Origin of the sequence: Kitasatospora setae KM-6054 (assembly GCF_000269985.1) — a bacterium.
In the GTDB taxonomy this organism is placed as follows: domain Bacteria; phylum Actinomycetota; class Actinomycetes; order Streptomycetales; family Streptomycetaceae; genus Kitasatospora; species Kitasatospora setae.
On the sequence record NC_016109.1, the window covers coordinates 5327374 to 5352527 of the forward strand.

Annotated in this window: 21 protein-coding genes; 9 read left to right on the top strand and 12 right to left on the bottom strand. The window is 72.4% G+C overall.

All coding sequences use genetic code 11. The features are described 5' to 3' along the window. Positions 1–52: 52 nt before the first annotated feature. From KSE_RS23785 to KSE_RS23800, 4 genes are all read left to right on the top strand, one after another. Positions 53–979 (top strand): ABC transporter permease, encoded by a 927-nt coding sequence (locus tag KSE_RS23785; RefSeq protein WP_014137898.1) that lies wholly within the window; start codon positions 53–55, stop codon positions 977–979. A 91-nt stretch (positions 980–1070) separates the two neighbouring features. Continuing rightward, positions 1071–1985 carry an ABC transporter permease gene (locus tag KSE_RS23790; RefSeq protein WP_033260404.1) on the top strand — a complete coding sequence of 305 codons (915 nt, stop codon included), beginning with the start codon at positions 1071–1073 and terminating at the stop codon, positions 1983–1985. Positions 1986–2002: 17 nt separating this feature from the next. Continuing rightward, the gene (locus KSE_RS23795; protein ID WP_014137900.1) at positions 2003–3055 is read left to right on the top strand and encodes an ABC transporter ATP-binding protein; all 1053 of its coding nucleotides are present in this window, start codon (positions 2003–2005) and stop codon (positions 3053–3055) included. After that, a complete protein-coding gene (locus KSE_RS23800) occupies positions 3045–4130 on the top strand; it encodes an ABC transporter ATP-binding protein (RefSeq protein WP_014137901.1) in 1086 nt (361 codons plus the stop codon). The genes KSE_RS23795 and KSE_RS23800 overlap by 11 nt, the downstream gene beginning before the upstream one ends. A gap of 72 nt (positions 4131–4202) precedes the next feature. Here the strand turns inward: KSE_RS23800 and KSE_RS23805 are convergent, their stop codons facing one another. The 10 genes from KSE_RS23805 to KSE_RS23850 form a co-directional block, all read right to left on the bottom strand. Beyond that, entirely contained in the window at positions 4203–5267 is a 1065-nt protein-coding gene (locus tag KSE_RS23805) for an ABC transporter ATP-binding protein (RefSeq protein ID WP_014137902.1), read from the bottom strand. A gap of 11 nt (positions 5268–5278) precedes the next feature. Then, on the bottom strand, positions 5279–6346 hold the full coding sequence (locus KSE_RS23810) for an ABC transporter ATP-binding protein (protein ID WP_014137903.1): 1068 nt from the start codon (positions 6344–6346) through the stop codon (positions 5279–5281). Between the two features lie 61 nt (positions 6347–6407). Beyond that, positions 6408–7385 (bottom strand): ABC transporter permease, encoded by a 978-nt coding sequence (locus tag KSE_RS23815; protein WP_014137904.1) that lies wholly within the window; start codon positions 7383–7385, stop codon positions 6408–6410. A gap of 81 nt (positions 7386–7466) precedes the next feature. Continuing rightward, positions 7467–9233, bottom strand: a complete 1767-nt coding sequence (locus KSE_RS23820; RefSeq protein WP_051055366.1) for an ABC transporter substrate-binding protein — start codon at positions 9231–9233, stop codon at positions 7467–7469. Positions 9234–9322: 89 nt separating this feature from the next. Beyond that, entirely contained in the window at positions 9323–10366 is a 1044-nt protein-coding gene (locus tag KSE_RS23825) for an ABC transporter permease (protein ID WP_014137906.1), read from the bottom strand. Positions 10367–10871: 505 nt separating this feature from the next. Next, the gene (locus KSE_RS23830) at positions 10872–12596 is read right to left on the bottom strand and encodes an ABC transporter family substrate-binding protein (RefSeq protein WP_157850072.1); all 1725 of its coding nucleotides are present in this window, start codon (positions 12594–12596) and stop codon (positions 10872–10874) included. Positions 12597–12791: 195 nt separating this feature from the next. Continuing rightward, positions 12792–15104: a hypothetical protein gene (locus KSE_RS42985; protein ID WP_014137908.1), complete on the bottom strand. Its 2313-nt coding sequence runs from the start codon at positions 15102–15104 to the stop codon at positions 12792–12794. Positions 15105–15401: 297 nt separating this feature from the next. After that, a complete protein-coding gene (locus KSE_RS23840) occupies positions 15402–15857 on the bottom strand; it encodes a DUF6113 family protein (RefSeq protein WP_014137909.1) in 456 nt (151 codons plus the stop codon). Then, positions 15854–16741: an N-acetyl-1-D-myo-inositol-2-amino-2-deoxy-alpha-D-glucopyranoside deacetylase gene (gene mshB, locus KSE_RS23845; RefSeq protein WP_014137910.1), complete on the bottom strand. Its 888-nt coding sequence runs from the start codon at positions 16739–16741 to the stop codon at positions 15854–15856. The genes KSE_RS23840 and mshB overlap by 4 nt, the downstream gene beginning before the upstream one ends. 68 nt (positions 16742–16809) lie before the next feature. Continuing rightward, a complete protein-coding gene (locus KSE_RS23850; RefSeq protein WP_014137911.1) occupies positions 16810–17004 on the bottom strand; it encodes a DUF2304 family protein in 195 nt (64 codons plus the stop codon). Positions 17005–17247: 243 nt separating this feature from the next. On the opposite strand from KSE_RS23850, the gene KSE_RS23855 reads away from it, so the two are divergent. From KSE_RS23855 to KSE_RS23875, 5 genes are all read left to right on the top strand, one after another. Beyond that, the gene (locus tag KSE_RS23855; RefSeq protein WP_014137912.1) at positions 17248–19365 is read left to right on the top strand and encodes a S9 family peptidase; all 2118 of its coding nucleotides are present in this window, start codon (positions 17248–17250) and stop codon (positions 19363–19365) included. 132 nt (positions 19366–19497) lie between these two features. Then, entirely contained in the window at positions 19498–20511 is a 1014-nt protein-coding gene (locus tag KSE_RS23860; RefSeq protein ID WP_014137913.1) for an ABC transporter ATP-binding protein, read from the top strand. Further along, positions 20508–21230, top strand: coding sequence for an ABC transporter permease (locus KSE_RS23865; RefSeq protein WP_014137914.1), 723 nt, complete (start codon positions 20508–20510; stop codon positions 21228–21230). The genes KSE_RS23860 and KSE_RS23865 overlap by 4 nt, the downstream gene beginning before the upstream one ends. A gap of 8 nt (positions 21231–21238) precedes the next feature. Further along, positions 21239–22480 (top strand): sensor histidine kinase, encoded by a 1242-nt coding sequence (locus KSE_RS23870; protein ID WP_231873217.1) that lies wholly within the window; start codon positions 21239–21241, stop codon positions 22478–22480. Positions 22481–22490: 10 nt separating this feature from the next. After that, the gene (locus KSE_RS23875; RefSeq protein ID WP_014137916.1) at positions 22491–23129 is read left to right on the top strand and encodes a response regulator transcription factor; all 639 of its coding nucleotides are present in this window, start codon (positions 22491–22493) and stop codon (positions 23127–23129) included. A gap of 20 nt (positions 23130–23149) precedes the next feature. On the opposite strand, the gene KSE_RS23880 is transcribed toward KSE_RS23875, so the two are convergent. Further along, on the bottom strand, positions 23150–24019 hold the full coding sequence (locus KSE_RS23880; protein ID WP_014137917.1) for a SirB1 family protein: 870 nt from the start codon (positions 24017–24019) through the stop codon (positions 23150–23152). 85 nt (positions 24020–24104) lie between these two features. Beyond that, the gene (locus KSE_RS23885) at positions 24105–25100 is read right to left on the bottom strand and encodes a GNAT family N-acetyltransferase (protein WP_014137918.1); all 996 of its coding nucleotides are present in this window, start codon (positions 25098–25100) and stop codon (positions 24105–24107) included. Between the last annotated feature and the right edge of the window lie 54 nt (positions 25101–25154).

Below are 25154 nucleotides of genomic sequence, written 5' to 3' on the forward strand. Positions count from 1 at the left end.
CACGGAGGGCGGGGCTCCGGTACTACGTCACCCCTTCGGAGGGAGGGCTCCCATGGGCCACTACGTGCTACGCCGCGTGCTCCAGATGATCCCGGTGTTCTTCGGGGCCACGCTGCTGATCTTCCTGATGGTGTACAGCCTGCCGGGCGACCCGATCGCCGCGATGTTCGGCGACAAGGCGGCCGACCCGGCGACCGTGGCCAACCTGCGGCACCAGTACTACCTCGACCAGCCGCTGTGGAAGCAGTACCTGCACTACATGAACAACATCTTCCACCTGGACTTCGGCACCAGCTTCACCGGCCGCCCGGTCTCCGAGATCATGGCGGACGCCTTCCCGGTCACCATCCGGCTCGCCCTGGTCGCCTTCTTCTTCGAGATCGTGATCGGCCTGCCGCTCGGCCTGATCGCCGGCCTCTACCGCGGCAGCGTCGCGGACACCCTGGTGCTGGTGCTCACCCTGATCGTCATCTCGATCCCGGTGTTCGTGCTCGGCTACATCGCCCAGACGATCTTCGCGATCAACCTGGGCTGGGTCACCCCGACCGTCCAGGACTCCAAGGACATCACCCAGTTGATCCTGCCCGGCCTGGTGCTGGCCTCGCTGTCGCTGGCCTACGTGGCCCGGCTCACCCGCACCTCGATCGGCGAGAACCTGCGGGCCGACTACATGCGCACCGCGGTGGCCAAGGGCCTGCCCCGGCCGACCATCATCGGGCGGCACCTGCTGCGCAACTCGCTGATCCCGGTGGTGACCTTCCTGGGCACCGACCTCGGCGCGCTGATGGGCGGCGCGATCGTCACCGAGGGCATCTTCAACATCGCCGGCGTCGGCAACGTCCTCTACCGGGCGATCAACCAGAAGGAAGGCCCGACGGTGGTCGGCATCGTCACCGTGCTGGTGCTGGTGTACCTGGTGGCCAGCCTGGTCGTCGACCTGCTGTACGCCGTCCTGGACCCGAGGATCCGCTATGCCTGACCGGAACGGGGACATCCCCGACGACCACGACCCGCTGCGGAACATCCAGCCGACCGACAGCGACCACCTGGACTACGCGGGCCAGCAGGGCATGGCGGTCGAGCAGCAGACGCTGATCGAACCGGACCCGGTCAAGCGGGAGCAGGCCCGCAGCCTGTGGGGCGACGCCTGGCGGGACCTGCGCAAGCGGCCGACCTTCCTCATCTCGGCGGTGCTGATCGTGCTGCTGGTGGTCATCGCGATCTGGCCCGGCCTGTTCACCGACACCGACCCGCGGGCCGCCGACCTGACCAAGGACTACCTGCGCAAGCCCGACTACACCGACTTCTTCGGGGCCGGCTGGTTCGGCTACGACGGCCAGGGCCGGTCGATCTACGCCCGGGTGCTGTACGGGGCCCGGGCCTCGATCACGGTCGGCATCTGCGTCACCCTGGCGGTCACCGTCCTGGGCGGGCTGGCCGGGATGACGGCCGGGTTCTTCGGCGGCTGGATCGACGCGGTGATCTCCCGGGTCACCGACATCTTCTTCGGCATCCCGCTGCTGCTCGGCGCCCTGGTGCTGCTGAACGCCTTCGCCACCCGCAACGTGTGGTCCGTGGTGATCGCGCTGGCCTTCCTCGGCTGGACCCAGCTGGCCCGCGTCATGCGCGGCTCGGTGATCACCGTCAAGCAGTCCGACTACGTGGTCGCCGGACGGGCGCTCGGCGCCGGCACCGGGCGGCTGATGTTCCGGCACATCCTGCCGAACGCGATCGCCCCGGTGATCGTGGTCGCCACCATCGCGCTCGGCGGCTACATCACCGCGGAGGCCACGCTGAGCTTCCTCGGCATCGGCCTGCAGGACCCGACCATCTCCTGGGGCGTGGACATCTCCTCCGCCCAGAAGGTGATCCGGCAGGCGCCGTTCGCCCTGTTCTTCCCGGCCGCCGCGCTCTCCGTCACCGTGCTGGCCTTCATCATGCTGGGCGACGCGGTGCGCGACGCCCTCGATCCGAAGCTGCGCTGAGCGAGGGGAAAGGCACCATGACCACCGCCGCCGACCAGGCCCGCACGGCCCGCGAGGAACCCTTCACCGGGCCGCTGCTGGACGTGCGGGACCTGCACGTCGAGTTCAAGACCCGGGAAGGCGTCGCCAGGGCCGTCAACGGCGTCAACTACACCGTCAGCGCCGGGGAGACGCTCGCCGTCCTCGGCGAGTCCGGCTCCGGGAAGTCCGTCACCGCGCAGGCCATCATGGGCATCCTGGACATGCCGCCGGCCAGCATCCCCAAGGGCGAGATCCTGTACCGCGGCCGGGACATGCTCACGATGGGGAAGGACGAGCGCCGGAAGATCCGCGGCCAGAAGATCGCGATGATCTTCCAGGACGCGCTCTCCTCGCTCAACCCGGTGCTCACCGTCGGCCACCAGCTCGGCGAGATGTACCGCAAGCACCGCGGCGACAGCCGCAAGGACGCCAAGGCCAAGGCGATCGAGCTGATGGACCGGGTGCGGATCCCGGCCGCCAAGGAGCGCGTCGGCGACTACCCGCACCAGTTCTCCGGCGGCATGCGGCAGCGCATCATGATCGCGATGGCGCTGGCCCTGGAGCCGGACCTGATCATCGCGGACGAGCCGACCACCGCGCTGGACGTCACCGTCCAGGCCCAGGTGATGGACCTGCTCGCCGAACTGCAGGCCGAGTACCACATGGGCCTGATCCTGATCACCCACGACCTCGGCGTGGTCGCCGACGTGGCCGACAAGATCGCCGTGATGTACGCGGGCCGGATCGTCGAGACCGCCCCCGTGCACGAGCTCTACGCCCGCCCCGCCCACCCGTACACCCGCGGGCTGCTGGACTCCATCCCGCGGCTCGACCAGAAGGGCCAGGAGCTCTTCGCGATCAAGGGCCTGCCGCCCAACCTGCTGCGGATCCCGCCGGGCTGCGCGTTCAACCCGCGCTGCCCGCGGGCCCAGGCGGTCTGCCGGCAGGACGTGCCGCCGCTGGAGCAGGTGACCGAGGACGACGGGACACCGCTGGCCGGACGGCGCAGCGCCTGCTTCTTCTGGAAGGAGACCCTCCGTGACGGTTAACGGTGCCACCCCGCTCGGGGCGACCACCCCCGAGGAGGCCGCGTTCGCCCAGGACGTGCCGCGCGGCGAACCCATCCTGGAGGTGCGCGACCTGCTCAAGCACTTCCCGCTGACCAAGGGTGTCCTGTTCAAGAAGCAGGTCGGCGCGGTCAAGGCCGTCGACGGCGTCTCCTTCGACCTGATGCAGGGCGAGACGCTCGGCATCGTCGGCGAGTCCGGCTGCGGCAAGTCGACCCTCGCCAAGGTCCTGATGAACCTGGAACCCGCCACCGCCGGGTCGGTGAAGTACAAGGGCGAGGAGATCTCGCACCTGTCCGGCGCCGCCCTCAAGGCGGTGCGGCGCAACATCCAGATGGTGTTCCAGGACCCGTACACCTCGCTGAACCCGCGGATGACCGTCGGCGACATCATCGGCGAGCCGTACGAGATCCACCCCGAGGTCGCGCCGAAGGGCGACCGCCGCAAGGCGGTGCAGGACCTGCTGGACGTGGTCGGGCTGAACCCGGAGTACATCAACCGGTACCCGCACCAGTTCTCCGGCGGCCAGCGCCAGCGGATCGGCATCGCCCGCGGGCTGGCCCTGAAGCCGGAGATCATCATCTGCGACGAGCCGGTCTCGGCGCTGGACGTGTCGGTGCAGGCGCAGGTGATCAACCTGCTGGAGCAGCTCCAGGGCGAGTTCAACCTGTCGTACATGTTCATCGCGCACGACCTGTCGATCGTCCGGCACATCTCCGACCGGGTCGGCGTGATGTACCTCGGGCGGATGGTCGAGATCGGCACCGACCTGGAGATCTACGAGCACGCCACCCACCCGTACACCCAGGCGCTGCTCTCCGCCGTGCCGGTGCCGGACCCGGCGGCGCGCGAGCACCGGGACCGGATCGTGCTGACCGGCGACGTGCCCTCGCCGGCCAACCCGCCGTCCGGCTGCCGGTTCCGGACCCGGTGCTGGAAGGCGCAGGAGAAGTGCGCGAAGGAGGACCCGGCGCTGACCGTGCGGGACTGGCTGGACGGGCGGGCCCGGCACGACTCGGCCTGCCACTTCGCCGGGGAGCGGGAGAACCTGATCTGAGGCGGGCGGGAGCGGCGAAGGGCCCCACCGGTTCGCTCGGTGGGGCCCTTCGCGCGGGACGCGACCGGGGGCTCAGACCTCGGCGCGCTGCGCGGGGACGGCGGGCGCGGCTTCCTCGGGGAAGTGGCAGGCCGTCAGGTGGCCGCCCGCGTTGCCGGAGAGCTGGATCAGCGGCGGCTCCTCCACCGCGCACTTCTCCTGCGCCTTCCAGCAGCGGGTCCGGAACCGGCAGCCCGACGGCGGGTTGACGGGGGAGGGGACGTCGCCGGTCAGGCGGATGCGCTCGCGGTCGTCGTCCGGGTCGGCCTCCGGGACGGCGGAGAGCAGCGCGTGGGTGTACGGGTGCCGGGGGGACTCGTACAGCGACTTGCGGTCGGCGATCTCGACGATCTTGCCGAGGTACATCACCGCGACGCGCTGTGAGAAGTGCCGCACCACGGACAGGTCGTGCGCGATGAACAGGAAGGCGATGCCCAGCTCGCGCTGCAGCTCCTGGAGCAGGTTGACCACCTGCGCCTGGATCGACACGTCCAGCGCCGAGACCGGCTCGTCCGCGACGATCAGCTTCGGGCTCAGCGACAGCGCGCGGGCCACGCCGATGCGCTGGCGCTGGCCGCCGGAGAACTCGTGCGGGAAGCGGTTGTAGTGCTCCGGGTTCAGGCCGACCGTCTCCAGCAGCTCCTGGACCCGGCGCTGCACGCCGCCCTTCGGGTTGATGCCGTTGATCTCCATCGGCGCGCCGATGATCGAGCCGACGGTGTGCCGCGGGTTCAGTGAGGAGTACGGGTCCTGGAAGATCATCTGGATCTCGGACCGGATCGGCGCGAGCTCCTTGCGGCCGGAGTGCGTGATGTCCTGGCCGGCGTAGCTGATCTTGCCGGCGGTCGGCTCCAGCAGCCGGGTCACCAGCCGGCCGGTGGTCGACTTGCCGCAGCCGGACTCGCCGACCAGGCCCACCGACTCGCCCGGGAAGACGTCCAGGTCCAGGCCGTCGACCGCGTGCACCGCGCCGACCTGGCGCTTGAACAGGAAGCCGTCCATCACCGGGAAGTGCTTCTTCAGACCGGTGAGCGACAGCAGCGGGTCACCGGAACCGACGGCCGGGACGGTCGGCTTGAGGGTCAGTTCGTTGCTCATGGGAGTCCCTCTCAGCCGAGCCGCGGCTTGATCTGGTCGATGAAGATGTCCTGCCGCTGCACCTGCTTCAGGTGGCAGGCGGCGGCGTGCCCGGTGGCCGGGGACAGCGGCGGGCGCTCGGAGGTGCAGCCACCGCCGATGACCTCCTCGCGGAAGTCGCAGCGCGGGTTGAACGGGCAGCCGGACGGCAGGTTGATCAGGCTCGGCGGGGTGCCGCGGACCGGCCGCAGCGGGATGTCCACGTCGCCGGTCAGGCTCGGCATCGAGGAGAGCAGGCCCCAGGTGTACGGGTGCTGCGGGGTCTTCAGCACCTCGCGGACGGTGCCGCGCTCCACGGCCCGCCCCGCGTACATCACCATGATGTCCTGCGCGGTCCTGGCGACCACGCCCAGGTCGTGGGTGATCAGGATGATCGCGGTGCCCATCTCCTGCTGGAGGTCCTTCAGCAGGTCCAGGATCTGGGCCTGCACGGTGACGTCCAGCGCGGTGGTCGGCTCGTCCGCGATGACCAGCTTGGGGTCGCAGACCAGCGACATCGCGATCATCGCGCGCTGGCGCATGCCGCCGGAGAACTGGTGCGGGTAGTCGTCGACCCGCAGCGTCGGCTGCGGGATGCCGACCCGGGTCAGCATCTCGATCGCCCGGTCCCGGGCCTCCTTCTTGGAGGCGCCGGTGTGCTTGCGGTAGGTCTCGCCGATCTGCACGCCGATGGTGTGGAACGGCGACAGCGCGGTCAGCGGGTCCTGGAAGATCATCGACATCTTCCGGCCGCGGAGCTTCTCCAGCTCCTTGTTGGACGCGCCGACCAGCTCCTGGCCGTCCAGCTTGATCGACCCGGTGATCTCGGTCCGCTCCGGGTTGTGCAGACCCAGCACGGCCAGGTTGGTCACCGACTTGCCGGAACCGGACTCGCCGACGATGCCGAGCGTGGAGCCCGGGGCGACGTCGAACGAGAGGTTGTCCACGGCCCGGACCACGCCGTCCTCGGTGCTGAAGCGGACCGAGAGGTCGCGGACTGAGAGGAACGGCGTGCCGCCGCTGCCGGCGGACACCTCCTCGGGCTTGGCCTGGGTGGTCATGGACTGGGCTCCTCGGTGCGGTACGTGAGGTCGGGACTGCTGGGCGGCCGGGGTGTGGCCGTCAGGCCAGACGGATGCGCGGGTCGATCAGGGCGTAGGCGGCGTCGACGATGATGTTGAAGAAGACGATCAGGGTGGCCGCCACCACGGTGATGCCGACCAGCAGCGAGAGGTCGGAGTCGCGGAACGAGTGGATCGCCAGCTCGCCGAGACCCTGCAGGCTGAAGGTCGTCTCGGTGATGATGGCGCCGCCGAGCAGCACGCCCAGGTCGATGCCGAAGACGGTGACGATGGTGCCCATCGCGCCGCGCCAGGCGTAGCGCATGAACACCGAGCTGCCGGACATGCCCTTGGCCCGGGCGGTCCGCACGTAGTCCTCGGAGAGCTGCTCGACCATCGAGGAGCGGGTCATGCGGGTGTAGTTCGCGGTCCAGATCAGCGACAGCACGATCCACGGCACCAGCAGGCCGCCGGCCCAGCCGAGCGGGTCCTCGGTGAACGGGACGTACTTCGGCAGCTCCAGCAGGTTGGTGCTGTAGCAGAGCAGCCAGAGGGCGAGCGGGCCGGCCACGTAGATCTGCATCGAGGACGCCAGCAGCGAGGCCGAGCTGGCGATCTTGTCGGTGGCCTTGCCCTGCTTGCGGGCGGCCAGCATGCCGGTGCCGATGCCGAAGACCAGGAAGATGACGGCGGAGCCGACGGTCAGCGACAGGGTGGTCGGGAAGCGGTCCGCGAGGATGCCGCCGACCAGCTCCTGCTTGGCGAAGGAGTATCCGAAGCACGGGGCCGAGCAGTGCACTCCGTTGAAGGTGCCACCGGTGAAGATGGTGCTCAGCCAGTTCCAGAACTGGACCGGCCAGGCCTTGTCGAAGCCCATGTCGTGCCTGATCAGGGCGAGGTTCTCGGGCGTGCAGGTCTTGCCGCAGTAGAGCCGCGCCGGGTCCGCCGGGATCGCGAAGAACAGCGCGTACGTGATCATCGAGACGATCAGCAGGATGACGAGAGCGCCGAGGGTTCGGCGGACGAGGAATCGGAGCATCGGACGGGCTCTCCTGATCGGGGCGGGACACCGGCAGATCGTGCCGGTGTCCCGCCGTGAGCTACTGCTCGGTGACGACTACTACTTGACGTAGATGTTGAGCGGGGACTGCAGGCCGGCCAGGGTGTCGAACTTGACGCCGCCCAGGCCCGAGCCGTAGAGGCTCAGCGAGCGCTGGTACACGTCCGGGATCGAGACGGCCTTGTCCTGCAGCTTCTTGTCGATCGCGGCCCACGCCTTGCCCTGCTCGACCGGGTCGGCGACCTTCTGCGCGGCGTCGATCGCCGCGTTGATCTCCGGGTCGTTCAGGTGCGCGTAGTTGGACGCGCCGTCCGCGATGGCGCGGCCGTCCCAGACCGGCTGCAGCGAGGTGTAACCGGTCGGCCAGTCGGCGCCCCAGCCGCCCCAGTACAGGTCGTACTCGTTGTTGACCTGGCCGATCGCGTCGTAGTAGGTCTTCGCGTCCAGCGGCTTCGGGACGAACTTGAAGCCGGCCTTCTCCAGCGCGTCGCGGATGGCCTCGGTGACCTTCTGCTGCAGCGGGGTGTTGTTGTACGCGTAGACGATGCTGGTGCCCACGGCGTTGGCCTGGGTCAGCAGCGCCTTGGCGGCCTCCGGGTCGCCCTGCGGCTTCTTCAGGATGCCGTACGGGTCGTAGGACTCGTAGCCGAGGACGGTCGGGCTCATGTACGCGGTGGCGTAGTCACCGTAGGAGGTGCCGCCCTGCAGCTGGCGGGTCTGCTGGTGCGGGAAGGCCTTGATCAGGGCCTCGCGGACCTTCTGGTCCTTCACCCGGGTGTTGTTGATGTAGTAGTAGTCGACGTACGGGGTCAGGCCCTCGAGGGTGCGGGGCTTGAGCTTCTCGTCGGCCTTGACCTGGTCGATGAAGGTCGGGTGGACCTGGTTGTGGAACGAGAAGGTGTTCTTGTCGTCGCCGTTGTCCGCCATGAAGCGCTCGGTGGACTGCTGCGCCTGGACGCCGAACGCCATGTGCCACTTGTCCGGGTACGCGTTCCGGATCGGGTCGGTGGCCGGGTCCCAGTTGGGGTTGCGCTCCAGGTCCAGCGAGCGGTCGGTGACGTGCTCGGTGATCTGGTACGGGCCCGAGGAGAACGGCTTCTTGTCGTACTCCTCCTTGGTGTCGTGCGCCTGCGGCACGATGCCGTAACCGGTCATCGCCAGCGTGAAGTTGGCGTCGGTGTGGGCCTCGGGGAAGGTGATGACGACGGTCTTGTCGTCCGGGGTCTGGATCGCGTCCAGGTGCTTGCCGCCGTACGGGCCCTCGTAGGCCGAGCGGTAGTCGGAGCCGGAGAGCCAGCCCTGGATGTAGGTCGGGCCGGACTTGATGAACGAGGCGTAGGTGCGCTCGATCGAGTACTTGACGTCGGCCGAGGTGATCGGCGAGCCGTCCTGCCACTTCACGCCGTCCTTCAGCGTGAACTTCCAGGTCTTGCCGCCGTCGGTGGTGGTGCCGGTGTCGGTGGCGAGGTCGCCGACCAGCTTCTGCGAGCCGTCCTCGGAGGTCTTGTAACCCGTCAGCTGGCGGGTGAAGAGCAGCGAGACCTCGGCGTTGTAGTTCATGTAGATCTGGGCCGGGTCGAGGTGCGAGAAGTCGTCGCGGTCGATCATGTTGACCGTGCCGCCCTTCTTCGCACCCGGCTCGGCGGCGGCCGGGCCCTTCGAGTCCGCGGCGGTGCCGACGGAGATCGAGGTGGTCTTCACGGGGGCCTTGCTGGCGCCGGCCTTGCTGCCGTCGCTGTTGCTGTGGCCGCTGGAGCACGCCGTGGTGACGGCCAGGGCCCCGGCCACGAGAATGGCGGCCGCGAGCCGCGTCTTGCGAGAGCTCATCTTCATCCTGCCTGGGATAGTTGTGCGGAAATCTTCGTGGGTGTGCCCGGGGCCTGGCGTACCCGTCCCCCCGGAGTCTTGAGGGCCTGTCAGCGGTTGGTCTTCGGGTCGAACGCGTCCCGGACCGAGTCGCCGAGCAGGTTGAAGGCCAGGACGAACAGCACCATGGCGAGGCCCGGGAAGAGCAGGAAGGTGACGTCGGTCCGGAGGAAGCCCGAGGCGTCGGCGATCATGCGGCCCCAGTCCGGGGTCGGCTCGGAGACGCCCACGCCCAGGTAGGAGAGGCCCGCCTCGGCGGTCACGAAGGCCGGCAGCGCGAGGGTGGACTGCACCAGGATCGGGGTCCACAGGTTGGGCAGGATCTCCTTGAAGATGATCCGCAGCGGGGAGGCGCCGGTGACCTTGGCGGCCTCGATGAACTCGCGCTCGCGCAGCGACAGCGACACGCCGCGCAGGATGCGGGCCAGGCCCATCCAGCCGAGCAGCGACAGCACCAGGGTGACCGCGACGAACGGCAGCCAGTCCGGGTTCTTCTCGTTCGGGCTGACCAGCAGGCTGGTGACCACCGGCATGCAGGCGATCAGGAAGATCTGCGACGGGAACGACATCAGGACGTCGATCACCCGGCCGATGAAGTAGTCGACCTTGCCGCCGAGGTAGCCGGCCGCGATGCCCAGCGCGACACCGATCACGGTGGTCAGCAGCGAGGTGGCGACGGCGATGATCAGCGAGGTGCGGATGCCGTAGATCAGCAGGGTGAAGACGTCACGGCCGAGGCCGGGCTCCAGGCCGAACCAGAAGTCCCCGCTCATGCCGCCGTTCGGACCGGTCGGCAGGCCCGAGTCGGTCAGCAGGCTGACGTCCTCCTGGCCGTAGTGGGTCTCCGGGTCCTTCCCGTACAGCATGGAGATGAGCGGGGCGAAGAGCGCCAGCGCGACGAAGAACAGCACCACGCACGCGCTCACCACGCCGGTGCGGTCACGGAGGAAGCGGCGCCACATGAGCTTCCCGGGCGAGAGGCCGCGGAAGCCCGGATCGGCGGGCGTGTCGGCCTTGGCGTTGTCCGCGAGGTCCGACGTCGACCCGGGACGGGAGGTGTTCCCGTCCGTCGTGGCCCCAGTAGGCGTCGTCATGGTGCTAAAGCTCCCGACCGTGGTCCGTGCAGAAGCAAGGAGTAAGAACTTGGATGAATGGACTCTTGCAAGTCGTTTATCGAACGTCAAGAGTTCCCCAGTTGTCGATGGCGCATTTCCTCCTTCGTGCTGGAATGTCAACCACTTCGTAGTTCTCGGACTCTTGACATCGACCGACCGAGACGGTCAAAAGCGGACATACTTGAGCAACCTGCGTTCACCTGTCCGTAACGATGCACGGTCGGCTCCGCTATCAGGACGCCCGTCTCCGAACCCCGTCCGGATGACGCGCGTAGAGTCGATGTCCGTTTTGATGCCATTCACCGCAATTGGTCGGTGCAATTGAGTGTCCGATAATCGGACATCGCTGTTTTGGGGCGTGCGAAGGCGAATTCACGGGTAGGTGTGACCCAATTCGGGTGGCGCGCGGTGCGTCGCCCGACTGGCATTTTCCCGCCATTGGCGGGACCTCGCCGCGGCGTTACCGCCGCGGTTGTTCAATCCGTTACTTCGTCAGGCCGATGTTCTCGTAGACGACATCCCCGAGGCCGGTGGCGCCGAGGTTGGCCAGTTCCTTGCGCACCCCGTAGATGGCCGGCCGCTGGTACAGCGGGACCAGTCCGGCGACCTGCCAGGCCTCGGTGTCGGCCCGGTTGAGCGCCGCCGTCTCCTCGTCCACGCTCTCGGCCTTGGCCGCGTCCGCCATCGCCCGGTCGAGCGCCTTGCTGCCCACCTGGGCCCAGTTGGAGCCGGAGTTCTGCTGGAAGGTGCTGATCGAGTTGGAGACCGGGAAGGGCGTGCCGAGCAGCGAGAACGAGGTCAGGTCGAAGTCGTGCTTGTAGATGTAGCCGTCGAAGAACTCGCCGGCCGGCACGGTCTGGACCTGGACGGTCACCCCGACCGCGGCGAGCATCCGGGTGACCTCCTCGCTCTCGTTGGCCGCCAGGTTGTTCGCGGCCGGCGCCACGTAGCGCAGCACCAGCTCCTTGCCGTCCTTGGCGCGGACGCCGTTCGGGCCCGGCTTCCAGCCCAGCGCGTCGAGGGCGGTCTTCGCGGCGGCCGGGTCGAAGCGGCTCAGGCCGTTCGAGTTGTCCTGGTAGCCGTGCTGGGACGGCACCAGGAAGTGGTTGTTCATCGGCACGTACGGCCAGTCCAGGCCGGCCAGGTCGGTGCGGGTGATCTCGGCCCGGTCGATCGCCTGGATCAGCGCCTGGCGCAGCTTCGCCTCGGTCAGCAGCGGGCTCTGGCCGTTGAGCACCAGGTGCCGCAGGTTGGGGCCGCCGGCCTTGCGGACCTCGCCGCCCGCGGTCGACCGGATCAGCTGGTAGCCCTCGGTGTTGGGGCCGTTGTTGTAGAAGTCGATCTCGCCCTTGGCGAAGGCCTGCGGCATCGCGCCGGTGTCGTACGCCTTGAAGACGATCTTGTCGAGCAGCGGCTTGTCACCCCACCAGCCCGGGTCGGCGACCGCGGTGACGGTGCGCGCCTTCGGGTCCAGCGAGCCGACCTTGAAGGGGCCCGCGGTGACCGGGATCCGGTTCTTGAAGGAGGTGTTGAACAGCTCGGGGGAGGAGATGTACTGCCCCGGCAGCAGTGGGGCGTTGCCGGCGTTGTTGAACATCGCCTGCCACTCCGAGTACGGCTCCTTGAAGGTCATCACGGCCTGGAAGTCGTCCTGGCCGCGGACCACGCTCTCCACCTGGTCGAAGCCGTTGGTGGTGGCGGTCTTGAAGTCGGTGTTCAGGTTGCCCAGCGCCTGCCAGTTGGCCTGCAGGTCGCGCCAGGTGATCGGGGTGCCGTCGGACCAGTGGGCCTTCGGGTTGAGCGTCCACACCACGACCTGCCTGCCCTGCCGCAGCTCGCTCTTCACGTCGGTCAGGTACGCCGGGTTGGGCGTCTGCACGCCGCCCGCGTCGGACCGCCAGAAGGTCGGCAGGAACGCCTTGATCACGTCGTTGGTGGACACCTCGGAGCCGTCCGCCTGGACCGGGTTCCACTGGCTGGAGTACTGGTCGATCGCCCAGGTCAGGGTGCCGCCCTGGCGCAGCGCGGAACGCGGCTGGGCGTTCATCTCCTGCTGGGTCATCCGCGGCGCGTCGCCACCCGCCGCGGCCGCCGCTCCCGCCGGGCCGCGATCGGCGGAGCCCGAGGTGGAGCTGCACGAGCACAGCGCGAGGGACAGCGCCGCCACCGTGGCGGTCAGGGCGAGCGGGAGGAAGCGGGGTCTCGGCACGCGGCACATCTTGCGTACCGGTGAACTGACTTGTCGACCTGCGGCGGATCAAGTCTTGGTAACGCGACGTGGCCGCCCGGTTGCGGCGTCCGATTGATCCCGTTCCGCGACGCCATTGGCGAGTATTCGCCAACGGGCCCGACCGGGAACGCCCACGTGGGCGCCCCGGTCGGGCCCGCGGAGCCGGACGGGCCGTCAGCCCGGGATCTTCACCGTGCGGTCCTTGCCGGTCTTGGTGACGCCCTGGGCGATGGCGTCCGCCACGTCCTGCGCGGTGATCGGCACCTTCTGGCCGTTGCGGGTGGTCTTCTGCTTGCTGAAGACGGTGCCGACCGCCTGCCCCAGCTTGTCCAGGTCCCACTTGAGGACCACGGCGCCGGTCGCGTCCGGCGCCAGCACCAGCGCGGCGGCGGCGGTGTTGCGGCCGAAGGCGAACTGGGCGGTGCCCGACACGACCGTGACGTTGCCGGCCAGCACCTGCTTGCCGAGGCCGTCGGCGGCGGCCTGCAGCACGTCCTGCCCGACCTTCGGCTGGGCGTCGGTCACCGGCAGCACCACCTCGGCGTCCGGCTTGCCGGCCGCCCGGGACCGGAACGCCTGCTCCACCAGGTCGGCCGCGCCCGCCGAGTCCAGCGCCTTGCCGCCGCCGCCCGGGACCACCTCGGCGGTGCCCGCCTCGGTGAAGCGCACGTAGCCCTCCGGCAGGCCCTGCCCGGACTTGGCGCCCAGGTCGTCCAGCGCGGCCTTCAGCTTCGCCCGGTCGACCCGCACCTGCGGCTCGACCGCCTTGGCGTCGCCGGTCAGCGAGCCCAGCACGTCGACCGGGTTGTAGCTGTGCCTGGTCAGCGCGTCCACCGTCGCGGTGGTGTCGAAGCTCAGGCCGGCGCTGGCCGGGTCCAGGGTGAGCGACTGCTCGCCGACCTTCACCCGCACCGGCTGCTGCCCGACCTTGGCGACCGAGCCGTCCAGCGCCTTCACCGCCTGGTCGCGGGAGTCGCCGCCGATGTCGGTGCCCAGCACCGTGGTGCCCTTGGGGATGTCCGACTGGTTCAGCATCAGGCCCGCGCCGTACGCGGCCGCGCCGATGAACACCACGGCGACCAAGGCGGTCACCAGCAGCTTCCGGCCGCCACCGCCCTTCTTCTTGCCGCCCCCCGCGTCCCCCGCGTTCCCCGCGCTCTTGGCGGCGGGCGCGGCGGGAGCGCCCGGCCCGGCGGGCTGCTCGGCGGCCGGGGCGGCCGGGGCGGGCTTGGGCTGGGCGGCGCGCGGGCCGCCCGGGAAGGGCTGCGGGGCGGGCTGGTCGGCGAACCGGCCGCCGCCGTCCGCGCCCTGGCGGGGCCGGGGGTCGTCGGCGAACGGGTCGCCGCCGTTCGGGGACTTCAGGAACAGCTGGGTGGTCGGCGGGTCCGATATCCCGGCGCCCGGCGCCGGCTCGTCACCGGTGATCGGGTCGAAGCCGCCGATCTGGGTGTCCTCCGGCTCACCGGCGGCCTGCGGCGGCTGCGACTGCGGTTGCCCGCCGCCCGGGCCGGGGCGGGGGGCGGCGAACGGGTCGGTCGCGCCGTTCACGCCGCCCGCCGGGTTCGCGTCGCCCGCGGGGTTCGCGCCGTTCACGGGGTTCGCGCCGTTCGGCCGCGGCGCGGGCTGCGGGCGGTGCTGCTGCCGGGCGGGCTGCTCCGGCTGCTGCTGGGCGAACGGGTCCTGGGCCGGCCGGGCCTGTGGGGCCGTGAACGGGTCCTGGAAGGGGTCCCGGTCGGCGAACGGGTCCTGCGGGGCGCCGCCCGCGAACGGGTCCTGGGCCGCGGCCCGGAAGGGGTCCTGCGGGGCCGCGAACGGGTCCTCCTGGCGCGGCAGCGGGTGGCCGCCGGTGCGGGAGGCCACCGGGTCGGCCGGGGCGAACGGCGAGGCGGGCGCGCCGGACGGGCGCGGCGCGGGCCGGTCGGCGCCGGGCGCGGGGCGCTCCGCGGCGGACCGCTCGGCGGCGGACCGGTCGGGCCCGGCGGGGGCGGGTGCGGGGGCGGCGGCCGGGGCGGGCTCCGGGCGGCCCTTCTGGCGCGGCTTGAACCACTCGCCGGTGTCGCCGCCGTCGGGGCCGCCCTTCGGGGCCTTCGGCGCGGCCGGCTCCTGCCACTCCGGCGGCAGGGTCGGCGGGGTGCCGGTGCGGGCCCCGGCGTCCATCACGCCGAGCACCGGGTCGCCGGCGGAGCCGCGGTGGCGCGGGCCGCTCGGCTCGGCGGGCTTCTCGTCCTTGACCTTGCTCTGCACGACGACCGGCGGGATCGGCCGCGACCCGGGGATGTTGATCCGCACCCGGGTGGTCAGCGTGGTCTCCGTGCTCTTCGGCGCCTCGGGCTCCCCGGCGCGCGGCGCCGGGGTCCGGCCGGCGGCCTGGTCCGCGCCGAGCCCGCCGGGCAGGCCGGTGCCGTACGGCGGGGTGCCCGACGGGTACGCGTCGGGGCCGCCGCGTCGGGGCTGCGGCTGGGCGTTGTCAGATTCGCGGCTGCTCAATGCGCTCTGCTCCGGGTTGGCGGCCTGGCCGGCCGGGCCGTCCGCTGCGTATCGGGGCGAACGGCCGCCGGACGACGGCGTGCGGCGTGCGGCGGGTCGACCGGCCCCGGGGACAACAGCTCTTCACGTGTCGGTTGCGGCCGGCGCCCCCCGCCACGCGAGTAGGTGCCGAAGCTACCGTCCGGCCCGCTCGGACCGGACAGCGGGGTGGCCCGCCGGGGCACCACCTTACCGACAAGGGATCCGGGCCGTCCGGCGACCGGGTGATCCGGTTGGTCCGGATCGCCCCGGTATGCGCTAGCGGTCGCCGCCCTTGACGGCCCGTCGGGGCTCCGGCGCCGGTACGCCGAACAGGAAGCCGGAACGGGTCGGCAGGGTCGCGCAGACCACCCCGAGCACCGCGCCGCCGAACAGGTACAGGTAGGCGGACGGCGTCGCCGAGAGCACCAGGTCACCCTCCGGGCGGGGCGCCAGCAGCACCGCCAGCACCAGGAACCAGCCGCCCAGCGCGCAGCCCGCGCCCAGCTTGGTGCCGGTCGCCCGCAGGCCCCCGTAGAACAGCCCGGCGGTGCCGGCCAGCGCCAGGACCACGCCGAAGCCGCCCCACAGGGTCTGCACGAAAGCTCCGCACACCGACACCGCGGCGCCGAGCAGGAACAGCACGGCGTAGACGGCGATCCGGACGCCGCGCGGCGGCAGCGGCTCGCCCATCCGCTGCTCGCGGGTGCCCAGCAGGGCGTGCGTCAACCTCACCGGGCCACCCCCGCGAACAGGTCGGTCTCCGGGCCGCCCGGGCCCAGCGGCCCGCGCACCAGCTCGTAGTACTCGGTGGCCAGCAGCGGCTGCCCGAGGTCGTTGCTGAGCGCGAAGTGGCGCCCGGCCACGGTGATCTGGGTGGCGTGCGCCCGCATCGCGGCCGCCTTCGCCCCGGCGTGCGCCGCGTTGTCCAGCACGGTGGTGACCAGCCGGTCGTCGACCACGCCCGGGATCTGGTCGACCGGCGCGGTGCCCGGGAACGGCGCCGCGGCGGCGGTCTCGGCCAGCGCGGCCTCGATCACCGAGCGGGGCACCCGGTTGTAGTAGACCTTGGCGATCCGCCAGGGCGCGCCCAGCTCCGGGCCGAAGGCCGGGTCGGCGGCCAGCTCGTAGCCGCGCAGCGCCACCCGGTGCGCCTGGATGTGGTCGGGGTGGCCGTAGCCGCCGTCCTCGTCGTACGTCACCAGCACCAGCGGCCGGACCTCGCGGATCACCGCGGCCAGCAGCCCGGCCGCCTCGTCCACGTCCGCCCGCCAGAAGCAGGACGGGTCGTCGTTGTCCGCGACGCCCATCATCCCGGAGTCCCGCCAGCGGCCCGGACCGCCCAGGAAGCGGTGGTCGGTGACGCCCAGCGCGCGCATCGCGGCGGCGAGTTCGCCGATCCGGTGGGCGCCCAGGGTGTCGTCGCGGTCCTGCGCCAGGTGCGCCAGCTCCGGCGGGATCACCTCGCCGCCCTCGCCCAGCGTGCAGGTCACCAGCGTGACCGGGACGCCCTCGGCCGCGTACCGGGCCATCGTGGAGCCGTTGTTGATCGACTCGTCGTCGGGATGCGCGTGCACCAGCAGCAGCCCGTGCGCGCCGGCCGGAGGTACGGAGGTCATGCCCGGCAGCTTAACGGCCCGCCCGGAGGGGACTCCCCAGGCAGGCCCACGCGCACCGCGGACGGGACCTAGAGGTTCAGGCCGTTCAGCATCCCGGCCAGGTTGGCCGTCACCTGCTGGATCGACGGCGCGATCGAACTGGACGCCAGGTAGAAGCCGAGCAGCGCGCACACCAGCGCGTGGCTCACCTTCAGGGTCGACCGGCGGACCAGGACCACCACCACGACCAGCATCAGCACGACGGCGGAGACGGACAAAGCCATGACGGCTCACACCCTTCCTCGGGTGCGCGGCCCCGGGGACGGGGCGGCGGGCGGAACGATGGTCAACTGATACCCGATCAGTGACACCCGAATGACGTTCCGTGCGCCCGCCCGGGGTGTCGCGGCCCGCCCGCCGCCCGCTGCGTGCCCGGTCAGCGGGCCTCCGAACGGCCGTACGCCGCCGTCCGGGTGAGCTGCGCCGAACGGGTGGCCGGCGGGGTCCTGGGCCGTAGGGTCGGCCCCATGACGACCGAGAAGCCGCACGACACCTTCCCCCGGCAGTACGCCCGCACCGGGCGCTTCAGCGCGGGCGCGCCCCGCTCGTTCAGCGTCTCCCCGGACGGCGCCCGGGTGCTGTTCCTGCGCTCCCGCGGTGAGGGCGCCCCGGCGAACCTGCTGTGGCGGCTCGACACCGCCACCGGCGCCGAGACCGTGCTCGCCGACCCCGAGGTGCTGCTCGGCGGCGGCGCGGAGGAGCTGTCCGCCGCCGAGCTGGCCCGCCGCGAGCGCAGCCGGGAGACCTCGGCCGGCATCGTCGGCTACGCCCTGGACGCGGCCGGCCGGACCGCCGTCTTCGCGCTGTCCGGCCGGCTGTTCGCGGTCGACACCGGCACCGGCGCGGCCCGCGAACTGCCCGCCGCCACCCCGCTGCTGGACCCGCGGCCGAGCCCGGACGGCACGCACGTCGCGTACGCCACCCCGGCCGGCGAGCTGCGGGTGAGCGCCGTCGACGGCGGCGGCGACCGGCTGCTGGCCGGGCCCGAGGCGGACGGGGTCAGCTGGGGGCAGGCCGAGTTCATCGCGCAGGAGGAGATGGGCCGCGACCGCGGGTACTGGTGGGCCCCCGACGGGAGCGCGCTGCTGGCCGCCCGGGTCGACGACACCCCCGTGCGCCGCTGGTGGATCGCCGACCCGGCCAACCCCGGCCGCCCGCCGGTCGAGGTCGCCTACCCGGCGGCCGGCACCCCCAACGCCGAGGTCGGGCTCTGGCTGCTCGGCCTGGACGGCCGCCGCACCGAGATCCGCTGGGACCGCGCGGCGTACCCGTACCTGGCCCGGGTGCACTGGTCGGCCGGCGGGCCGCCGCTGCTCCAGGTGCAGGCCCGCGACCAGCGCGAGCAGCTGGTGCTGGAGGCCGACCCCGCGACCGGCGCCACCACCGTGCTGGTCACCGAGCGGGACCCGGACTGGCTGGAGCTGTTCGCCGGCGCGCCGGTGCGGCTGGCCGACGGGCGGCTGGTGCGGATCGCCGACCGGGACGGCGTCCGGGTGCTGACCGTCGACGAGCGGGCGCTCACCGACGCCGGGCTGCACGTCCGCGCGGTGCTCGGGACGGACGGCGGCACCGTGCTGTTCAGCGCCTCCGCCGGGGCCGCCGAGTTCGAGACCCGCCCGCCCGGCTGGCTCGGCGTCTTCGAGGCCGGCCCGGACGGCGTCCGGGAGGTCGGCGACGGCGCGCTCGGCGCGGTCCGCGGCGGCGGCACCACGGTGCTCACCACCGCCGACCCGCTGCGCCCCGGCACCACCGTCACCGTGCACCGCGAGGGCGCCGAACCGCTGGTCGTCGCCTCGCACGCGGCCGTCCCGCTGACCACCGCCCGCCCGGTGTTCCGGTTCGCCGGCGAGCGGCGGATCCCCTGCGCGGTGCTGCTGCCCACCGGCTACGACCCGGACGTCGACGGGCAGTTGCCCGTCCTGCTCGACCCGTACGGTGGCCCGCACGGCCAGCGGGTGGTGCGGGCGCACAACCCGCACCTGGTCTCGCAGTGGTTCGCCGACCAGGGCTTCGCGGTGATCGTCGCGGACGGGCGCGGCACCCCCGGGCACAGCCCCGGCTGGGAGAAGTCGATCAACCGGCGGACCGCCGAGGTCTCCGTCCAGGACCAGGTCGACGCGCTGCACGCGCTCGCCGAGGAGTTCCCGCTCGACCTGGCGAAGGTCGCCATCCGCGGCTGGTCGTACGGCGGCTACCTGGCCGCCGCCGCGGTGCTCCGCGAGCCGGACGTCTTCCACGCCGCGGTGGCCGGCGCGCCCGTCACCGAGCACGACCTGTACGACACCCACTACACCGAGCGCTACTACGGCGACCCGGCCGCCGAACCCGCGGCGTACCGGGCCAACTCGCTGGTGGAGATGGCCCCTTCGCTGCGCCGGCCGCTGATGATCGTGCACGGCCTGGCGGACGACAACGTGGTGGTCGCGCACAGCCTGCGGCTGTCCACCGCGCTGCTCGCGGCCGGCCGGCCGCACACCGTGCTGCCGCTCTCCGGGGTGACCCACATGACCCCGCAGGAGCAGGTCGCGGAGAACCTGCTGCTGCTCCAGGTCCGGTTCCTGAAGGAGTCGCTCGGCCTGCTGTGACGGCCCGGTCACCGCCCGACCCGTGACATCCGTCATGCGGAGGCCACGACGCCGGGCACTGCCGCGGCCACCCCCGTCCGGAGGAGCCTTGAGGAGTCGGAAGAACAACGGCTTCGAAGGGACTTGGTCCAGATGGCGACGGGAACGGGGGAGGTCGCGGCCTTCCGGAACGTCAGCAAGAGCTACGGCCGGGTGAAGGCGGTGGACGGCCTCGACCTGGTGCTGCGACCCGGCGAGACGGTCGCGCTGCTCGGCCCGAACGGCGCGGGCAAGTCCAGCAGCCTCGACCTGCTGCTGGGCCTGCGCGAACCCGACAGCGGCACCGTCCGGCTGTTCGGCGGCACCCCGCGGGCCGCGATCACGGCCGGCCGGGTCGGCGCGATGCTGCAGAGCGGCGGCCTGATGAGCGACGTCAAGGTCCGCGAGATCGTCGAACTGGCCTGCAAGGTGCACCCCCGCGGCCACCGGGTCGGCGAGGTGCTGGAGACCGCCGGGATCACCGAACTCGCCGACCGCCGGGTCGACAAGCTCTCCGGCGGCCAGGAGCAGCGGGTCCGGTTCGCCCTCGCGGTGGCCGGCGCCAACGACCTGATCGTCCTGGACGAGCCCACCACCGGCATGGACGTCACCGTCCGCCGCCGGTTCTGGGAGGCGATGCGGGCGCAGGCCGACGCCGGGCGCACCGTGCTGTTCGCCACCCACTACCTGGAGGAGGCCGACTCGATCGCCGACCGGGTCCTCGTCCTGCACAAGGGCCGGCTGATCGCCGACGGCACCTCCGCCGAGATCAAGGCCCGGGCCGGCGCCCGCCGGATCGGCTTCGAACTGCACCCGGCCGACGGCACCGGCCCCGGCACCGGTCCCGACGTCGACGAGGCGGTGCTGCGCGCGCTGCCCGGCACCGTCGGACTGGACGTCAGCACCCGCGCCGACGGCGTGCGCACCATCCGGATCCGCTCCGCCGACGCCGACGCGGGCGTCGCCGCGCTGTACGCGGCGGGCCTGTACCCGCGCGGGCTGGAGGTCACCAGCCTCGGCCTGGAGCAGGCGTTCCTGACCATCACCGGCGAACAGGACCGGGCCGAGGACACCGACCGGGCCGAGGACACCGACCGGGCCGCGAGCGAAGAGGAGTACGTCCGATGATCACCCTGGTCCGGCTGGAGATCCTGCGCACCCTGCGCAACAAGCGGTACCTGATGTTCACCGTGCTCTACCCCGCGCTGCTGTACGTCTTCTTCATCAGCGCCTACGGCAGCGGCGGCACGGTGGCCGGCGGCGTCCCGGTGAAGTCGTACTTCATGGTCTCGATGGCCACCTTCGGCGCGGTCGGCGCCGTCCTGACCGGCTCGGCGCAGCGCATCTCGCTGGAGCGCAAGAGCGGCTGGACCCGGCAGCTGCGGCTGACCGCGCTGCCCGGGCGGGCCTACACGCTCGGCAAGATCGCCGCCTGCGCGGTCACCACGCTGCCCGCCATCCTGGTGGTCTTCGCGATCGGCGCGGTCGAGGGCGTCGAGCTGACCGCCGCCCAGTGGCTCGGCCTGGCCGCCGCGCTCTGGCTCGGCAGCTTCGTCTTCGCCGCGCTCGGCGTCGCCCTCGGCTACGCCGCCGAACCGGACGCCGTGCAGCCCGTGGTGATGATCGTCTACATGCTGATGGCGCTGTTCGGCGGCACCTGGTTCCCGGTCTCCGGCTCGCTGGAGGCGTACGCCCGGTTCAACCCGGTCTACGACTACAACCAGCTGGCCTCGTTCATCCACGGCCAGGGCGTCGCCACCCTGCCGATCGCCGTGCTGGCCGGCTTCCTGGCGCTCTTCACCGCCGCCGCGGCCGTCCTGTACCGCAAGGACGCGCGCCGGGCATGATGACCCGCATGCAGACCCCCGAACCGGCCCGCCGCCCCGACCACCCCGGGGAGGACGGGCCGGAGGGCATGGAGGGCCGCTGGACCACCTACCCGGGCGTGCCGGTGGACTCCCGGCGGCAGTTGCTCGCCAAGCTCGCCTGGACGTCCATCTGGGCGCTCTACCTGGCCTACCCCGTCCAGGACCTGACCGGCGGGCAGCACACCCCGGCGGCGAGCACCGCCGGGGCCGTCGCGCTCGCCGCCTTCCTGGCCTGCTACCTGTCGCTGATCGTGATCCGCAACCACCCGGGCCTCCGCGAGGCCAGGCGCTACCTGCCGCTCGCCCTGATGGCCGGGATCGCCGTCACCACCTCGTACACCCTCGGCGAGTCCTGGCTGACCCTGTTCACGTACACCTCGGTGTGCGCCTCGGTGATCCTGCCCGGCCGGTACGGGCTGGCCGGCGTCCTCGCCACCACCGGGCTGTTCGCCGCCGTCGGACTCACCAGCCACGCCGACGCCGAGACGCTGGTCAGCATCGGCCTGCCCTGCCTGATGGCCGGACTCGCCATGCTCGCCATGCAGCGGCTGGTCACCACCATGCGCGAACTGCGCGAGGCCCGGGCCGCCGTCGCCCACCTCGCCGCCTCCGAGGAGCGGCTGCGGCTCGCCCGCGACCTGCACGACCTGCTCGGCCACTCGCTCTCGCTGATCGCGATCAAGAGCGAGCTCACCGGCCGCCTGATGGACGCCGGGAAGGCCGACGCCGCCCGCGCCCAGGTCGCCGACATCGAACAGGTCGCCCGGCAGTCCCTCGCCGACGTCCGCGGCGCCGTCAGCGGCTTCCGCCGCCCCACCCTGCCGGTCGAACTCGCCGCCGCCCGCACCGCGCTGGCCGCCAGCCAGATCGCCCTCGACGCCGACCCCCGGCTCGCCGAGGAGCGCCCCGGCCTCGCCGCCGAGGAGTCCGGCGTGCTCGCCTGGGCGCTGCGCGAGGCCGTCACCAACGTCGTCCGGCACGGCACCGGCGCCACCCGGTGCGCCGTCCACCTCGACGAGACCTGGGAGGACGACGGCCGCTACGCCGTCCTGGAGGTCGTCGACAACGGCGCCGGACCCGGCAAGTCCGGGGCCGGCAACGGCCTCGCCGGCCTCGGCGAGCGGCTCGCCCAGGCCGGCGGCCGGCTGGAGACCGGCCCCGCCGACCGCGGCCGGGGCTTCCGGCTGCGCGCCCTCGTCCCGCTGCGGCCCGGACCCAGCGGGCAATAGGCTGCCCGACGTGACGGACGGAACGGGCGGAACGGGTGGACGGCCGGTGCGGGTGCTGCTCGCCGAGGACCAGGGCATGGTGCGGGAGGCGCTCGCCGCGCTGCTCTCGCTGGAGGACGACCTGGAGGTGGTCGCCCAGGTCGCGCGCGGCGACGAGGCCGCGGCGGCGGTGGCCGCACACGACGTCGACGTCGCCGTCCTGGACATCGAGATGCCCGGCATGACCGGCATCGACGCCTGCGCGGAGATCCGGCGGGTCCGGCCGCGGACCAGGGTCGTCATCGCCACCACCTTCGGACGGCCCGGCTACCTGCGCCGGGCGATGGAGTCCGGCGCCGACGCCTTCCTGGTCAAGGACGCCCCCGCCGCCGAACTCGCCGACGCGATCCGGCGGGTGCTGCGCGGCGAGAAGGTCATCGACCCCGTGCTGGCCGCCGCCGCCCTCGCCGAGGGCGCCAACCCGCTCACCGCCCGCGAGCGCGACGTCCTCGCCGCCGCGGCCGACGGCGCGGTCAACGCGGACATCGCCGCCCGGCTGCACCTCTCCGAGGGCACGGTGCGCAACTACCTGTCGATGGCGATCCAGAAGACGGCGGCCCGCAACCGCGCCGAGGCGGTGCGGGTCGCCCGCGAGAAGGGCTGGTTGTAGCAACGGCCCTGACAGCGGCGTCAGTTGAGGCGGTGCCGGGCCGACCTCGCGGCCAGTCGGACCTTCTTCGCGCTCTCCGGGTCGAAGGCGTCCAGGATCTGCGCGTACGCCTCCATCTCGGCCGCGCCGGTCAGGAAGTCACCGGTCTTCACCAGCAGTTCGGCCCGCTCCAGCCGGAGCTGGGCGGGGTGGCGGGGGAGCAGCAGGGCGAGCTCGGTGGCCCAGAGCTGGGTGCGGGCGTGCTCGGGCCGGTCCGCCGCCCAGCGGCGGATGTTCCCCAGGACCCGCAGCACGGTGTCCAACGGCTGGGCCGGCGTCAGGAGTTCGGGCGAGAACGGCTGGCCCGAGGCGGCCAGCAGACGCTCGACGTCCGGCACGTCGAGCAGGCGGCCGCCGTGGAACGGATCGGCCAGCACGTACTCGTCGCCGCCGGCCGGGCCGCCGACCGCGACGATGAAGTGGCCCGGCAGCGCGATGCCGTGGACGGTCAGCCCGGCCCGGGCGGCCACCGCCGACCAGACCAGCGCCAGCATGATCGGCAGCCCGCGGCGGCGCCGCAGCACCTCCGGCAGCAGCGAGGACTCCAGCCGGAGGTAGTCGGACTGCCGGCCGTGGAAGCGCTCGCGGCCGCCGAGCACCGCCGCGAGCAGCGCGGCGGTCTCCTCCGGACCGCTCGGGCGGCGCTCGGCGACGGCCTGCCGGATGGCCGCGGCGTGCCGCTCCAGCGCCGCCTCGCACGCGGTCAGGAGCGCGTCCAGGGACGGTTGTTCGGCACTGTCGCCGGGATCGCCGAGGGTGTGCTCGGCGGCGGCGAGCAGGCACAGCAGCACCGGGTCCGGGTGTTCGCCCCGGGCCTCGGTGCGGAAGCGGGTTCTGCTCTGCTCGGTCACTGCGGCCTTCGGTTCGGCAGCGGTCGTTGCTCACTACGGGTGGTGCTTCGGGCGGTGTGTCGGACGGTGCGTCAGATGGTGCACGCTACCGCTGGGGCAGGCGGGCGTAGTGGTAAGTGTGACTGGTCGTGAAGCCCAGCCCGTCGTACAGCGCGATCGCGCCCGCGTTGTCGGCCTCGACCTGCAGGTAGGCGCCGGTGGCGCCCTCCTCGGCGGCGCGGGCGGCCAGCGCGGCCATCACCGCGGTGGCCAGGCCGCGGCGGCGGGCCGCCGGGGCGGTCTCGATCGCGCTGAAGCAGGCCCACGGCCCGTCCACGGCCGCCCGTCCGATCGCCAGCGGGGCGCTGTCCGGGCCCTCGACCCGGGCGAACCAGACCGAGGGGCCGCCGTGCAGCACCCGCAGGGCGGCCGCCCGCGCCGGGTCGTCGTCGGCCAGGCCGTACAGCGGCAGCCACTCGGGCCCGGCGGTCCGGGACAGCCGGACGTCGGCCGGGCGGCCGGCCCGGGCCAAGGCGCCGAGCGGGGCAGTGCGCACCAGGGTCGGGGTGATCGCCGGGCCGAGCAGCGCGTCCAGCCCGTCCGGCGAGCCGGGGACGGTCACCTCGGCGTGCAGCGGCAGCCCCCGGGCCGCGTACCAGGCGTCGGCCCGGGCCAGCGCCTCGTCCAGCGGCAGGCCCGGATCGCCCAGCGCCTGCACCGAGTTGGCGCGCTTGGTGAACCCGGCGGCGGCCCGCAGCGTCCACTCGCCGAGCTGCTCCCGCTCGACGGCCGGCCAGCCGCGGGAGGCGGTCCGCTGCAGCGCCTCGGGCGTGGCGGCGGGCGCGGCCGCGCGGCGGGCCGGGAACGCCGGGACGGGCTTGCCGGCCACCAGCAGCTCCTCGGCGAAGCGCACCGGCCCGCCGGTCCGCGGCTCGACCGTCAACCCGGCGCCGTCCCACGAGGTGAGCACGCCGATCACATCGCGGAACACCGGACGTCCGTCCGCCACGCTGTCGACACGCCGGACCGACACCCGTCGACCCACGTCAGACCGGCCTATCCGGACCTCCGGACGGGCCTCCACCGGCCCTCGACCGAGCATCAAGCACACCTCCTGTGCATTTGCGCCCCCAGACCCGCGATACTAGGGGCGGGC

What these genes read in the sequence shown, in the direction of transcription:
- KSE_RS23785 (WP_014137898.1), top strand. Translation starts at nt 53, where the DNA reads ATGGGCCACTACGTGCTACGCCGCGTGCTCCAGATGATCCCGGTGTTC.
- KSE_RS23790 (WP_033260404.1), top strand. Translation starts at nt 1,071, where the DNA reads ATGGCGGTCGAGCAGCAGACGCTGATCGAACCGGACCCGGTCAAGCGG.
- KSE_RS23795 (WP_014137900.1), top strand. Translation starts at nt 2,003, where the DNA reads ATGACCACCGCCGCCGACCAGGCCCGCACGGCCCGCGAGGAACCCTTC.
- KSE_RS23805 (WP_014137902.1), bottom strand. Translation starts at nt 5,267, where the DNA reads ATGAGCAACGAACTGACCCTCAAGCCGACCGTCCCGGCCGTCGGTTCC.
- KSE_RS23810 (WP_014137903.1), bottom strand. Translation starts at nt 6,346, where the DNA reads ATGACCACCCAGGCCAAGCCCGAGGAGGTGTCCGCCGGCAGCGGCGGC.
- KSE_RS23815 (WP_014137904.1), bottom strand. Translation starts at nt 7,385, where the DNA reads ATGCTCCGATTCCTCGTCCGCCGAACCCTCGGCGCTCTCGTCATCCTG.
- KSE_RS23820 (WP_051055366.1), bottom strand. Translation starts at nt 9,233, where the DNA reads ATGAGCTCTCGCAAGACGCGGCTCGCGGCCGCCATTCTCGTGGCCGGG.
- KSE_RS23825 (WP_014137906.1), bottom strand. Translation starts at nt 10,366, where the DNA reads ATGACGACGCCTACTGGGGCCACGACGGACGGGAACACCTCCCGTCCC.
- mshB (WP_014137910.1), bottom strand. Translation starts at nt 16,741, where the DNA reads ATGACCTCCGTACCTCCGGCCGGCGCGCACGGGCTGCTGCTGGTGCAC.
- KSE_RS23850 (WP_014137911.1), bottom strand. Translation starts at nt 17,004, where the DNA reads ATGGCTTTGTCCGTCTCCGCCGTCGTGCTGATGCTGGTCGTGGTGGTG.
- KSE_RS23855 (WP_014137912.1), top strand. Translation starts at nt 17,248, where the DNA reads ATGACGACCGAGAAGCCGCACGACACCTTCCCCCGGCAGTACGCCCGC.
- KSE_RS23860 (WP_014137913.1), top strand. Translation starts at nt 19,498, where the DNA reads ATGGCGACGGGAACGGGGGAGGTCGCGGCCTTCCGGAACGTCAGCAAG.
- KSE_RS23865 (WP_014137914.1), top strand. Translation starts at nt 20,508, where the DNA reads ATGATCACCCTGGTCCGGCTGGAGATCCTGCGCACCCTGCGCAACAAG.
- KSE_RS23870 (WP_231873217.1), top strand. Translation starts at nt 21,239, where the DNA reads ATGCAGACCCCCGAACCGGCCCGCCGCCCCGACCACCCCGGGGAGGAC.
- KSE_RS23885 (WP_014137918.1), bottom strand. Translation starts at nt 25,100, where the DNA reads ATGCTCGGTCGAGGGCCGGTGGAGGCCCGTCCGGAGGTCCGGATAGGC.